Origin of the sequence: Ruegeria sp. HKCCSP351 (assembly GCF_017872535.1) — a bacterium.
In the GTDB taxonomy this organism is placed as follows: domain Bacteria; phylum Pseudomonadota; class Alphaproteobacteria; order Rhodobacterales; family Rhodobacteraceae; genus Ruegeria.
The window spans coordinates 740,130-752,457 of record NZ_JAEDOV010000001.1 but is presented as its reverse complement, the minus strand read 5'-3'; the positions used below and the strand labels follow the sequence as shown (position 1 = coordinate 752,457).

The window sequence follows — 12,328 nt, the reverse complement described above, 5'->3', positions numbered from 1 at the left end:
GACAAAGGGGCTGGTTCGAATCACGGCCTTGTGGCTATAAGAACATATAGTGAACAAATAATGGAGTAATTCGATGGATTTGAAAGAGATTGCCAATGAATTGGTGGCCGGCTGCCGTGAGGACCGCGCCAAGGAAAACCTTGAGAAATTGTATGCGCCAGACGCGGTTTCGGTCGAAGCAGTCGATTACTCAGGCATGGGGCGCGAAATGCAGGGGCGTGAAGCGATCCGCGGCAAACATGACTGGTGGGAAGGCGCGCATGAAGTTTCGGGCGCTTCGGTCAGCGACCCGTTTGTGCACGGCGAGGACCGCTTTGCGGTGATTTTCGAAGTGCAGGGTAAGGTGAAGGAAACTGGCGAAGCCTTTGATATGCGTGAAGTGGGTGTCTATCACGTCGCAGATGGCAAGATCGTACGGGAAGAGTTCTTCTACTGACCCCAAGCCGTTTCTGGTCTTCCGTGTCTGGCCGATGCTAGACATGCGGCAATGACTGACAGGGAGGATCCGATGGACCTTGGAATAAAAGGGAAGCGCGCGCTGGTCTGTGCCAGCAGCAAAGGGTTGGGTTTGGGCTGTGCCGAGGCTTTGGCTGAGGCTGGCGTAAATCTTGTGATGAATGCGCGTGGTTCGGACGCTTTGGAGAGCGAGGCAGCACGCCTCAGGTCAGAGCAAGGTGTCGAGGTACAAACAGTCGCTTGTGACGTGACGACTGCGGAAGGGCAGGCGCAGGTGATCGAAGCAGCGCAGGGCGTTGATATTCTTGTGACAAATGCCGGCGGCCCGCCGCCGGGTTTATGGTCGGATTGGGGGCGTGATGATTTCATCAAGGCGCTGGATGCCAATATGTTGACCCCCATTGCGTTCATGAAGGCGCTGCTTCCTGGAATGATGGACAAAGGTTGGGGCCGGGTTGTGAACGTCACCTCACAATCTGTGCGCGCGCCAATTGCGGTGCTGGGGCTTTCGAATGCAGCCCGCACGGGTTTGACCGGATATGTCGCGGGAACTTCACGCCAGGTTGCACCGTATGGCGTGACCATCAACAACCTGCTGCCCGGCATTCACGCGACGGATCGTGCAGATGCGCTGGACAGCGGTGTGGCTTCACAGCAAGGCATCTCGATCGAAGACGCACGCGCAAACCGTTCGGCAACCATTCCCGCGCGACGCTATGGAACGCGGCAGGAATTCGGGGCAGCCTGCGCGTTCCTGTGCTCTCAACATGCGGGGTTCATCGTTGGTCAGAACATTCTGCTGGATGGTGGCGCAACCAATTTGACGATGTGACCATGGCGCAAGGGTTTTCGTTGAAAGATCAGATGTTCAACGCTGAGAAAGTAAATTATCTCAGTGGTTTGTTTTCCGAGTCTCATGCAGAATTTGATGCCCCGGCATTCCGATCTGCGGTCATGTCGCGATTGCTGGATCTAGAGCTGAAGGATCGGATCATCTGGATCGCCACTTGTCTGCAACAGGCGGTGCCCGGTGACTTGCCTGCTGTTGCCCCGACGATCCTGCGCGCCTTGCCTGCGCCTTTGGACCCAACGAAAACGGATGACGATTTTGGCGATTTCATCTTTGCGCCGGTCGGTGAGTGGGTAGCGGCCATAGGCCTTGAGCATGTTGATCTGGCTTTGGACGTGATGGAGGAACTGACACAGAGGTTTTCCATGGAGTGGGCGATCCGACCGTTCCTGAACCATGACCCGGACCGGGTGTTGCGGCGGATGCAGGATTGGTGCTCTCATGACAGTTACCACGTGCGCAGGTTGGTCAGCGAGGGGACGCGCCCCCGATTGCCATGGGGGCAGGCGGTCGCATTGGGTTTGCAGGACCCGCTGCCGTTGCTGGACAATTTGCACATGGATTCGACGCGGTATGTCACCCGGTCCGTATCCAATCACCTGAACGACATCACCAAGAAAGACCCGGATCTGGTATTGGATCGCCTGAAGGCGTGGCGCAACCAGGGTCATCAGACTCAGGACGAACTGGACTGGATGACGTCACACACCCTGCGCGGACTTGTGAAAGCGGGGCATCCTGAAGCAATGAAGATGTTAGGCTATGACCCGGACGCGGAAATCGAGGTCGCGGTCAACCTGAACTCCGAAGCTCGAATTGGGGACGCTCTGGCCTTTTCGGTCACTTTGAAAGGGGGCGGAGAGCTGCCAGTTCTGGTTGACTATGTCATTCATTTTCAAAGACCTGGCGGGAAAATCTCAGCCAAGGTGCACAAGTTGAAGCAGGCGGCTTTGAAGAACGGGAAACTGACGCTGGAAAAACGCCACAAGTTGAAGGGTGACGCCACAACGTTCAAGTTGGTCCCCGGCGCACATCGGCTTGAGGTTCAGGTGAATGGCAAAATTCGTGCGGGCGTGGACTTCGATCTGCTTGGGTAAAACCGCGCGGGACCACTCACGCTTTCGTCAAAAACGCCTTCGCCGGATTGCGAACTCCCGGCGCTTGCATTAGCTCGGACATGACCATTTGCGAGGGAAAAGCGCGATGAAACATGAATCGGTGCAGAACTATTACGGTGAAGTCCTGCAAAGCAGTGCTGACTTGCAGACCAATGCGTGCTGCACGCCCGACGACATGCCCGGTCATGTCAAAAAGATCCTTTCAAAGATTCATGACGACGTTCTGACTCGCTACTATGGCTGCGGTCTGATTACCCCACTTGATCTGGAAGGCATGTCGATCCTCGATCTGGGGTGTGGGGCCGGGCGGGATGTATATGCCTTGTCCGCCATGGTCGGCGAGACGGGCCGGGTGGTGGGGGTCGACATGACGCCCGAACAATTGGACGTCGCCCGCGCGCATCAGGAATATCACGCCGAAGCATTTGGATATGCCCGCAGCAATGTAGAGTTCCATCACGGCTATATCGAAAAACTGGATGAGCTTGATCTGGAACCCGGATCGTTCGATATCATCGTCTCGAACTGCGTGATCAACCTGGCCACGGATAAGAATGCGGTTCTGCGCGGCGCGCATCGGTTGTTGAAAAAGGGCGGAGAGATGTATTTCTCGGATGTCTATGCAGACCGCCGTATTCCGCAGGCGATGGCCGAAGACGAAGTTCTTTATGGCGAGTGCCTGTCCGGCGCGCTTTATTGGAATGATTTCCTGTCAATGGCTCGAACGGCCGGTTTCGGCGACCCGCGCCGCGTGACGCACCGTCCACTGACGATCGAAAATCCCGTACTGGAAGAGCGTGTTGCGCCATTGAAGTTCCTGTCCGCGACATACCGTCTGTTCAAGCTGCCAGCACTGGAACCGGCCTGTGAGGATTATGGGCAAGCCGTGATCTACAAGGGGACCGTGCCGAGTGCACCGCATGAATTTGTTCTGGATGACCACCACGTTATCGAAGCTGGCAAGGTGTTTCCGGTTTGCGGCAACACCTGGATGATGCTGAAAGACACGCGATTTGCCCGTCACTTTGACTTTTTCGGCGATTTTTCGACCCATTATGGCATTTTCGAAGGCTGTGGTGGCGAAAGCCCGTTTGAGGCCACGGGTGCATCTGTCGCTTCTGGCGGGTGTTGCTGATCCCTTGCGCCTGAGGGGCGGGGTTGCTATCCCCGCTCAAGCCCGATGGATTTGATCGGGAAAGGCAACGGGGTCCATCGGTGACAGGTAACGCAATTCCGCCGCGTCTGGAAATTCGCAACATTATCCGTCGGTTTGAAGGCCGGGTTGTTGTGGATGATGTTTCGCTGACCGTTCAAGCAGGCAAGGTGACCTGTCTTCTAGGGCCGTCGGGCTGCGGGAAATCCACCACGTTGCGCATGATCGCCGGGGTCGAGATGCAGGACTCGGGTGAGATTTACGTTGATGGTAAGCTGATCTGCGACACCGTGTTCCGGGTGCCTCCGGAACGGCGCGAGATCGGTCTGATGTTTCAGGACTTTGCGCTGTTCCCGCATCTGAGCGTGGCCAATAACGTGGCCTTCGGCCTGAAGGGCAGCAAGGACGAAAAACGCGTCCGGGTCGAGGAGTTGTTGCGCAAAGTCGACCTGATGCGGTTTATCGACGGTTTCCCGCATCAACTATCGGGTGGCGAGCAACAACGCGTTGCGTTGGCGCGTGCGCTGGCGCCGCGCCCACGCATCATGCTGATGGACGAGCCGTTTTCCGGCCTCGACAACCGTTTACGTGATGGTATCCGTGACGAAACGCTGGCCATTCTAAAGGAAGAAGATGCCGCCGTACTGTTGGTCACGCACGAGCCGGAAGAAGCGATGCGCATGGCCGACGAGATCGCCCTGATGCGGCGTGGCAAGATCGTGCAACAGGGCGCGCCCTATAACGTCTATACGCGTCCCGCAGACAAGGCAGCGGTAGCTTTTTTCAGTGATGTCAATGTTTTACGCGCACAAGTGAATGGTGCATTGGCGGATACGCCCTTTGGTCAGTTCCTGGCACCGGGCATTCCGAATGGTACGGATGTCGAGATCGTTTTTCGCCCTCAGCACATCAAGCTGGACTTTGACCGCAACGGCAAGGGGCCACTGCCGACGCCGACAGATGGTGTCGCGGCCCGTGGTGTCGTTGAACGTGCGCGATTTCTGGGCAATGAGAGTCTGGTAGAGTTCCGCATGGACTATGATGGTTCGATCCTAAAGGCGACGGTTCCGAACGTGTTTGTCCCCAACCCGGGCCGGGTCATGTGGCTGACCATCCGCCGCGACAGGTGTTTCGTTTTTCCCGAGACTAGGCGCTGATCCTTCGATTTCCGCCCAAGTGGTGCGCGAAATCCTCAGATTGCGGGGCCACGTCGCTTGCCGCAACGCAGGCCCGGGTCTATCAAGAGCCAAACGCGGGGGTAAATCGGGCACATGCGAATTCTTCTGACCAATGACGACGGGATCAATGCCCCGGGCTTGATCACGCTAGAGGCGATTGCGGCCGAGCTGGCCGGACCGGATGGAGAGGTCTGGGTGGTCGCGCCTGCGTTTGAACAGTCCGGGGTTGGGCATTGCATCAGCTACACGCATCCGATGATGGTCGCCAAGCTGGGAGAGCGGCGCTTTGCCGCCGAAGGATCGCCTGCCGACTGTGTTTTGGCAGGGCTTCACGATGTTATGTTGGATACCCCTCCCGATCTGGTTCTGTCCGGCGTGAACAGGGGTAATAACTCGGCCGAAAACACGTTGTATTCCGGTACGATCGGTGGCGCGATGGAGGCGGCATTGCAGGGCGTCCCGGCGATTGCTCTGTCGCAATATTTTGGCCCCCGCAACCTGGGCGTTGACGACCCGTTCGAGGCAGCCGCTCGGTATGGTGCAAATCTGGTGCGCCGGATTCTGGACGCAACTCCGGCAGAACAAGGTGATTACCGGCTGTTCTATAATGTGAATTTTCCCCCGGTTCCGGCAGCCGAAGTGCTGGGCACGCGGATTGCGGCGCAGGGGTTTCGGCGCGACACACGGTTTTCAGTCGAACCGCACAGTTCGCCTTCGGGGCGGCGGTTCCTGTGGATCAAGGGTGGCTATCAGCACAATCCGACCGCACCCGGAACGGATGCGGCTGTCAATCTGGAAGGCTATATCTCGGTCACGCCGATGCGCGCTGACCTGACTGCACATGACATGCTGGAGGCATTGAAGGCGGTCGAATGAGCGGACTGGACCCTGAAACCGTAATGCAATTCCTGTTTGCCCTGCGCAAACGGGGGGTCACGGATGCGCGCGTGCTGGCTGCGATGGAGCAGGTGGACCGCGGTCGCTTTGTCACCGGCCTGTTTGCAGGGCGTGCTTACGAGGACATGCCGCTGCCGATTTCCTGCGGTCAGACGATCAGTCAACCCTCGGTCGTTGGCCTGATGACGCAGGCCCTGAACGTGAGGCCCCGGGACACGGTGCTCGAGATTGGGACAGGTTCAGGTTATCAGGCAGCGATCCTGTCCAAGCTGGCCCGCCGGGTCTACACAGTGGAACGCCACAGGCGGTTGGTGAGCGAAACAAGCAAGCTGTTTGCCGACCTGGGCCTGACGAATATCACGTCGATGTTGTCGGATGGGTCATTTGGCCTTCCGGAACAAGCCCCTTTTGACCGGATCATTGTCACAGCCGCAGCCGAGGATCCTCCGGGCCCGCTCTTGGCGCAGCTGAAAATCGGGGGTATTATGGTTCTACCCGTGGGCCAGTCGGACGCGGTGCAGCAACTGATCAAAGTGACGCGCACCGAAGATGGTCTGGACTATGACGAATTAACGTCTGTCCGTTTCGTGCCCCTTCTGGAGGGGCTTGGAAAGGACGAGGCGTAATAGGCTTAAAGAATTGGTCGCCGGAACTCCGGGCAACAGGGGCAGGCGTTGAGGACAGAATTATGAGAGCAGTATCCAAATCAGCAATGCACCGCTGTGCGACCGGGGTGGCCGCTCTGGCCATTCTGGCCGGGTGCGAGGGGCCTCTGGATTATGACCTTCGCGGGCAGATCGGTGGATTTTCGACCACCAATGCAGCGCAATCCGCGACGGCATCCCGCCCGACACCGGACAACCGGGGCGTCATTACCTATCCGAATTACCAGGTGGTCGTGGCCCGCCGCGGCGATACGGTGCGGGACGTGGCCGCGCGGGTTGGCCTGCCCGAGGGCGAGCTTTCGCGCTTCAACGGCCTGCAGACAACGGACACGCTGAGAGAGGGTGAGGTTCTTGCATTGCCACGCACTGTTGGTGCTGGCAGCGGCGTGGACATCGCGTCGGTTGCCGGGTCTGCAATTGACCAGGTGCCGGCGTCGGGTTCGGTTCAGACCACAACACTGGAACCCGCGAAACCGGCAACAACGCCTGCGCCGATTTCAACAGGACCGGAGCCGGTCAGGCATAAGGTCAAGCGGGGTGAGACGGCCTATACAATCTCGCGCCTCTACCAGGTTCCGGTTGAATCGCTGGCGGAATGGAACGGGCTGGGATCAGATTTTACCGTGCGTGAAGGTCAATACTTGTTGATTCCGGTCAAGAACCAGCCAGCGCCCCGGCAAAATGCGGCTAGTGCCGCGCCCGTTCCCGCCACAGAGGTGACGGAACCGGGGCAGGGTTCTCCGACGCCGACGCCACCCAGCGCTACGCAGCCCTTGCCGGACGAAAAAATCGAGCCGCTGGCCGAGGCCCCCGATGTAACCGCCGAAGCGCCAACCAATACGCGCACAACTGCGCTGTCCCTGCCGGTTGGCGGCACTATCATTCGCGGCTATGACAAGGGCAAGAATGAGGGCATCGACATTGCTGCTGCTCCGGGTACGTCGGTTACAGCTGCCGAAGCCGGTACGGTCGCGGCGATCACCGCGGACGCGGATCAGGTGCCGATCATTGTGGTCAAGCACAACAACGATCTTCTGACTGTCTATGCAAATGTCGACAAGATCACTGTCAAGAAAGGCGATAAGGTACGCCGTGGCCAGAAGCTGGCGCAACTGCGGGGCGGCGACAATGCCTATGTGCATTTCGAAGTCCGCAAAGGGTTCGAGTCCGTAGACCCGGAACCTTATCTGAAGTGAGACTAGATAGCCCGTACCGGGCCATGCCTTCGGCGAGAGTATTTCTGAAAAGATGAAGCCTGTCAGGCGTACGGGTCATAGTCACTCAGGCGTTTTCCGGGTTCGTCGGCGAAGATCTCCGGAAGGGGTGAAACAGCTTCGATCAGGTCAATTCGAAAAACACGAAATCCGTTGCGCAACTCGCACCAGGCGGTAAGGGTCCAGACCCGCCCCCAGTATTCCATATGGAGCGGACGGATGATGCGTTCTGTCAAAACACCGTCAATGCGACGATAGGACAGGTGAAGCTTCTGACGAGATTTGATGGCTGCACGGATCGGGGCCATATGGGCAAGGCCCCTTGCGGCATCGGCAAACGGGTAGACCGCGAATTTCCAGCTGTCCGCCTCGGCCACGACCTGCGTTGGCAAAACAGCGTCGATCTTGTCGGCAAGCGATTGTGCGGCTGCTTTCAGGTCAGTATCCGCAGCCTCGGCCACGATGGCCATGCCAAGGTTCAGCGCCTCAAGCTCGGCTGGGGTCAGGTTCAACGGGGGCAGGGTGATCTGCTCGCGCACCATGTAGCCGACACCGCGCTCTCCCTCGACCGGAACGCCCGAGGCCACCAGCGTATCCATGTCGCGATAGATGGTGCGGACCGACACCTCAAGCCGGTCCGCAATGTCCTGCGCGCGGTGCAGTTTGCCGTCGCGCAGGATCTGGATGATATCGAACAGGCGGTCAGTGCGGCGCATGACATGCCGTTCTGACTGCGTTTAGGCAGTCATGTTCCATAGGACTTTCTCGTGACGCATCTGGATACTATCGGGATTGATGACCGCCATCATGCCTGCTGCACATTCCTGTTGCGGAAACTGCGCAGCAGCGTCCTGTGCCGCCTTCAAATCGGTCCAGACAACATAGTCGGTCCAGCGACCATCTTCTCCCTGGCTAAGCTGCCGATGGGCAAATCCCGGAGCGCTGCGCACAAAGGCCTCAGAGGCCTGACTGAGTTTCACGAACTCTTCCGGCGTGGTGCCATTGGCCAGCGTGAAAGTGACGATTTCAGCAACGTGGGTCATTTATTTCTCCATTGACCTTGTTTCGATGCCAAATCCCTAACGGATAGCAACTGACATAAACCTGTCAGTTGAGAATTGCGACCCCTTAGATCTCACGCGTTTGCTACAATTTTTACCCGCAATCCGGCGCAGATGTCTTTTGAGACCGGCGATCGAGGCGTAAAGACTGAGTCAGTTGATGTTCCCGGCGCGCAAACGTGCCGATGAAAAAGGAGAAAAGACATGCTCAACAATATCGGCCTTCCTGGCCTGCTGCTGATCGCCGTTGTGGTTTTGGTTCTGTTCGGGCGCGGCAAGATCAGTTCGCTCATGGGCGAAGTCGGCAAAGGCATCACTGCGTTCAAGAAGGGCGTAAAGGACGGTTCGGAAGAGCTGGAAAAGGACGCCTCAGAACTGGCCAAGGACGTCACACCTGAAACCGAGAAAGACAAGGCGTAAGCACGGATGTTTGATCTGGGCTGGACCGAGCTTCTGGTCATCGGCATCGTTGCCCTGATCGTTGTGGGGCCAAAGGACCTGCCGGTGCTGTTCCGCAATGTCGGACGTTTTGTCGGCAAGGCGCGTGGAATGGCGCGCGAATTCAGCAGCGCCATGAACGAGGCTGCCGATCAGGCTGGGGTGAATGAGATCAAGAAAGGTCTCAACGCTGCCGTGAATCCAGTGGGATCGGCCATGGACGGTGTCAAGCAAGCCGCGCAGGAGATGGCGAAAAGCATCGATCCTACAAAGTTCGACCCTGAAAGCGAAACGGGTAAACTGGCGGCCGAGCGGGCCGAGCAGGCCAAAAAGGTGCAGGCATCAGCCGCCCGTGCCACCGCCGAGCGCAAGGCCAAAGAAGCAGCCGATGCGCTGGCCAAGGCAGAAGAGGCCGAAGCCGCGCTGAACACTGAAAGCAAGACATGAGCAAAACCGACGAGATTGACGATTCTTCGGCCCCGTTGATTGAACATCTGGCCGAACTGCGCACACGGTTGATCCACTGTGTCGTGGCGTTTCTGATCGGTATGATCATCTGTTTTTCAGTGGCCAAGCCGATCTTTAACTTTCTGACAACCCCTTTGTGTGAGGCTCTTGCTGTACGCGGGCAGGATTGCGGGTTGATATTTATCGCCTTGCAAGAGGGCTTTTTCGTTTACATCAAGGTTTCTCTGCTGGGTGGGTTCGTATTGGCGTTTCCCTATATTGGGATGCAGATGTGGCGGTTCGTTGCGCCGGGCCTCTACAAGTCCGAGAAAAACGCGTTCCTGCCTTTCATGCTGGCTTCACCCTTCATGTTCTTGTTGGGGGCGAGCTTTGCGTTCTATGTCGTCACGCCGCTGGCTTATGATTTTTTCCTAGGGTTCCAACAGTTTGGAACAGAGGGAGAGGCGGTTGTCGATGCTGCAACTGCTGCGCCACATACCGTGGTGTTCCAGGGCTCAGCCCAGGAATATCTGAACCTGACGATCAAGTTCATTGTGGCCTTTGGATTATGTTTCCAACTGCCGGTTCTCCTGACCCTCATGGGTAAGGCAGGACTGGTCAGTGCCGAGGGGCTGGGCGCTGTTCGGAAATATGCGGTAGTTGGCATTCTGGTTCTGGCCGCAATTGTCACACCACCGGATGTCATCACACAGATCATTCTGTTTGTGGTGGTCTACGGCTTGTACGAGATTTCGATCTTCCTGGTCGCGCGGGTGGAAAAGAAACGCGAGGACCAGTTGCGCGCTGACGGTTATTACGATGATGAGCCGGAAGCGGATGATGACCTGATGCAGGAATTCGAAGACGACAAGTAAGTCTGCCGATGAAAACAAAAGGGCGCGCCATCCAAAGGCGCGCCTTTTTTGTTTGAAACTCTTGTTGTGCCAATTGGAACGTGCTTTGACCCCCTCAAGACAAAACCGGAGGCCCACATGGATGACCAAGCCCTGAACCGTATCGCCGAGGCGTTGGAACGCATGGCACCGGCTCCTTTGGCGGCGCCTGATTTCGCCGCTGCTCCGGCTTTTGTGTGGCATGTCGAACCGGATCGACTGGAACCTGTTGCGCATGTCAACCGGGTCGATCTGGACCTCTTGGTCGGCATCAATCGCTCTCGCGACACGTTGTTGGACAACACGCGCCGGTTTGCAGCGGGGTACAAGGCAAATAACGCGCTACTCTGGGGGGCGCGGGGGATGGGAAAGTCCAGCCTTGTAAAGGCGGTGCACGGCTCTCTGAGCGTTGAGTACGCCAACCTTAAGCTGGTCGAACTGCAGCGCGAGGATATGGGCACGGTCGCGCGGCTGCTGAACCATCTGCGCGCCGCGCCCTACAGGTTCATACTGTTTTGCGATGACCTGTCGTTCAGCCACGATGACCAGCACTATAAATCCCTCAAGGCTGTTCTGGACGGTGGTATTGAAGGCAGGCCAGAGAATGTGGTCTTCTATGCCACTTCAAACCGCCGTCATTTGATGCCGCGGGATATGATCGAAAACGAGCGCTCCAGCGCGATCAATCCTTCCGAGGCGGTCGAAGAAAAAGTCTCGCTGTCGGATCGCTTCGGCTTGTGGCTTGGGTTCCATCCCTGCGATCAGGACGAGTATCTGGCGATGATCGACCGCTATTGCGCCGCCTATGGCGTTTCAGTTGATGCAGAGACCCTGCGCGCTGAGGCAATTGAGTGGCAGGCCACGCGCGGTTCGCGCTCTGGCCGTGTCGCCTGGCAATTCTTCGTCGATCTGGCCGGGCGCAACGGCGTTCATATCACCTAATCCCGGCTTCACCTGGCTGCAAATATCCCCGCCAGAGGCATGGCCCGTCAGGGCCATTTCCTAAAGCAGTGCCAGAATCCGCGCAGCTTCATCCTTGGTGCTGTTCAACACGCTCCGGTCTTCCCCGGGATGAAACCGCGCGCGGACGACCGTGGGCATCGGCGCGGGTTCGACAACCGAAACCCGCGGGCCGGTGCGTTCGGTCTCGACGGCCCAACTGCGGGCTAGAGCCATCTGCGCGGCCTTGGTGGCACCGTAGATGCCATAAAACTTCTCGCCAGCTTTCGGATCGTCAAAAAACACCGCATGGCCGCTCTCGCCCAGAAGGGGTGAGACATAGGGGATCAGAACCGAGGTCGCGTTTGCATTTGTGTTGATCGCCTTGGCCCATTCCTTGGGGTCAACAAAATGCACCGGTGTCAGTGCTGATGTGTGGATGGCTGTGTGCATCCACAGGTCGACCTTACCCCAACGGTCATGGATGCCACGACACAGGGTCGCCATGGCGTTTGGATCGGTGATGTCCATGGGGGCCAAGGTGGCTGACCCGCCCTTGGCCTTGATACGGTCGTCCAACTCTTCCAGCCCGCCGGTGGTCCGGGCGACGGCGACGATATGGTATTCAGGTGCCAGCGCTTCGGCCAGCGCAGCGCCCAACCCGCGAGAGGCCCCGGTGATAAGGGCGATTTTTGTCTGATCGGTCATGGCTGCGGTTTGAACCCCTACGCGAGGGGCGTCAAGTCGCGATTAGCTTCCGGGAATGGCGATCCGCTTGGTCTGGCCGCTTTGTCGCAGCATGATGCCCTGTTCGTCGATTGCTATCACTGTACCCGAGGCGACACGGCTTCCGGGTTCAACCTCTTTTATACGGCCCGATGACAGGCGTACCAAGGCGTGCAGTTCGGTTTTGGGCCCGAACACTCCCAGGACAGAAACGGAGTTCTTGTTCAACGCGCCCTGCTGCGTGGCCGCGCTTTTGACATTGGTGTTTGACATGGTCCGTGGCCCGGCGCGAG

Annotated in this window: 16 protein-coding genes; 12 read left to right on the top strand and 4 right to left on the bottom strand. The window is 58.0% G+C overall.

What is annotated here, in order from left to right; genetic code table 11:
- The first annotated feature begins 73 nt into the window (after positions 1 to 73).
- The 8 genes from I9182_RS03700 (at position 74) to I9182_RS03665 (ending at position 7,513) form a co-directional block, all read left to right on the top strand.
- Entirely contained in the window at positions 74 to 436 is a 363-nt protein-coding gene (locus tag I9182_RS03700) for a nuclear transport factor 2 family protein (RefSeq protein ID WP_209596584.1), read from the top strand.
- Positions 437 to 508: 72 nt separating this feature from the next.
- The gene (locus I9182_RS03695; protein WP_209596724.1) at positions 509 to 1,288 is read left to right on the top strand and encodes an SDR family oxidoreductase; all 780 of its coding nucleotides are present in this window, start codon (positions 509 to 511) and stop codon (positions 1,286 to 1,288) included.
- A 2-nt stretch (positions 1,289 to 1,290) separates the two neighbouring features.
- Positions 1,291 to 2,403 (top strand): hypothetical protein, encoded by a 1,113-nt coding sequence (locus tag I9182_RS03690; protein ID WP_209596582.1) that lies wholly within the window; start codon positions 1,291 to 1,293, stop codon positions 2,401 to 2,403.
- Positions 2,404 to 2,509: 106 nt separating this feature from the next.
- Positions 2,510 to 3,559: a methyltransferase domain-containing protein gene (locus I9182_RS03685; protein WP_209596580.1), complete on the top strand. Its 1,050-nt coding sequence runs from the start codon at positions 2,510 to 2,512 to the stop codon at positions 3,557 to 3,559.
- Between the two features lie 80 nt (positions 3,560 to 3,639).
- The gene (locus I9182_RS03680) at positions 3,640 to 4,734 is read left to right on the top strand and encodes an ABC transporter ATP-binding protein (RefSeq protein ID WP_209596578.1); all 1,095 of its coding nucleotides are present in this window, start codon (positions 3,640 to 3,642) and stop codon (positions 4,732 to 4,734) included.
- Positions 4,735 to 4,848: 114 nt separating this feature from the next.
- Complete coding sequence (surE, locus tag I9182_RS03675; protein ID WP_209503722.1) at positions 4,849 to 5,631, top strand: 5'/3'-nucleotidase SurE; 783 nt, start codon at positions 4,849 to 4,851, stop codon at positions 5,629 to 5,631.
- Positions 5,628 to 6,278 (top strand): protein-L-isoaspartate(D-aspartate) O-methyltransferase, encoded by a 651-nt coding sequence (locus I9182_RS03670; protein ID WP_209503723.1) that lies wholly within the window; start codon positions 5,628 to 5,630, stop codon positions 6,276 to 6,278. The genes surE and I9182_RS03670 overlap by 4 nt, the downstream gene beginning before the upstream one ends.
- Before the next feature lie 62 nt (positions 6,279 to 6,340).
- The gene (locus I9182_RS03665) at positions 6,341 to 7,513 is read left to right on the top strand and encodes a peptidoglycan DD-metalloendopeptidase family protein (RefSeq protein ID WP_209596576.1); all 1,173 of its coding nucleotides are present in this window, start codon (positions 6,341 to 6,343) and stop codon (positions 7,511 to 7,513) included.
- A 62-nt stretch (positions 7,514 to 7,575) separates the two neighbouring features.
- Here I9182_RS03665 and I9182_RS03660 read toward each other — a convergent pair whose 3' ends face one another.
- Entirely contained in the window at positions 7,576 to 8,247 is a 672-nt protein-coding gene (locus I9182_RS03660; protein ID WP_209503725.1) for a YafY family protein, read from the bottom strand.
- 21 nt (positions 8,248 to 8,268) lie between these two features.
- Positions 8,269 to 8,574, bottom strand: a complete 306-nt coding sequence (locus I9182_RS03655) for a hypothetical protein (protein ID WP_209503726.1) — start codon at positions 8,572 to 8,574, stop codon at positions 8,269 to 8,271.
- 222 nt (positions 8,575 to 8,796) lie between these two features.
- On the opposite strand from I9182_RS03655, the gene I9182_RS03650 reads away from it, so the two are divergent.
- From I9182_RS03650 to I9182_RS03635, 4 genes are all read left to right on the top strand, one after another.
- Entirely contained in the window at positions 8,797 to 9,012 is a 216-nt protein-coding gene (locus I9182_RS03650) for a twin-arginine translocase TatA/TatE family subunit (RefSeq protein ID WP_209503727.1), read from the top strand.
- Between the two features lie 6 nt (positions 9,013 to 9,018).
- Positions 9,019 to 9,477, top strand: a complete 459-nt coding sequence (gene tatB / locus I9182_RS03645) for a Sec-independent protein translocase protein TatB (RefSeq protein ID WP_209503728.1) — start codon at positions 9,019 to 9,021, stop codon at positions 9,475 to 9,477.
- Complete coding sequence (gene tatC / locus I9182_RS03640; protein WP_209503729.1) at positions 9,474 to 10,352, top strand: twin-arginine translocase subunit TatC; 879 nt, start codon at positions 9,474 to 9,476, stop codon at positions 10,350 to 10,352. The genes tatB and tatC overlap by 4 nt, the downstream gene beginning before the upstream one ends.
- A gap of 117 nt (positions 10,353 to 10,469) precedes the next feature.
- Positions 10,470 to 11,312, top strand: a complete 843-nt coding sequence (locus I9182_RS03635; protein ID WP_209596574.1) for an ATP-binding protein — start codon at positions 10,470 to 10,472, stop codon at positions 11,310 to 11,312.
- Between the two features lie 60 nt (positions 11,313 to 11,372).
- Here the strand turns inward: I9182_RS03635 and I9182_RS03630 are convergent, their stop codons facing one another.
- A complete protein-coding gene (locus tag I9182_RS03630) occupies positions 11,373 to 12,017 on the bottom strand; it encodes an SDR family NAD(P)-dependent oxidoreductase (protein WP_209503731.1) in 645 nt (214 codons plus the stop codon).
- Between the two features lie 42 nt (positions 12,018 to 12,059).
- Positions 12,060 to 12,308, bottom strand: coding sequence for a hypothetical protein (locus I9182_RS03625; protein WP_209596571.1), 249 nt, complete (start codon positions 12,306 to 12,308; stop codon positions 12,060 to 12,062).
- Positions 12,309 to 12,328 lie beyond the last annotated feature (20 nt).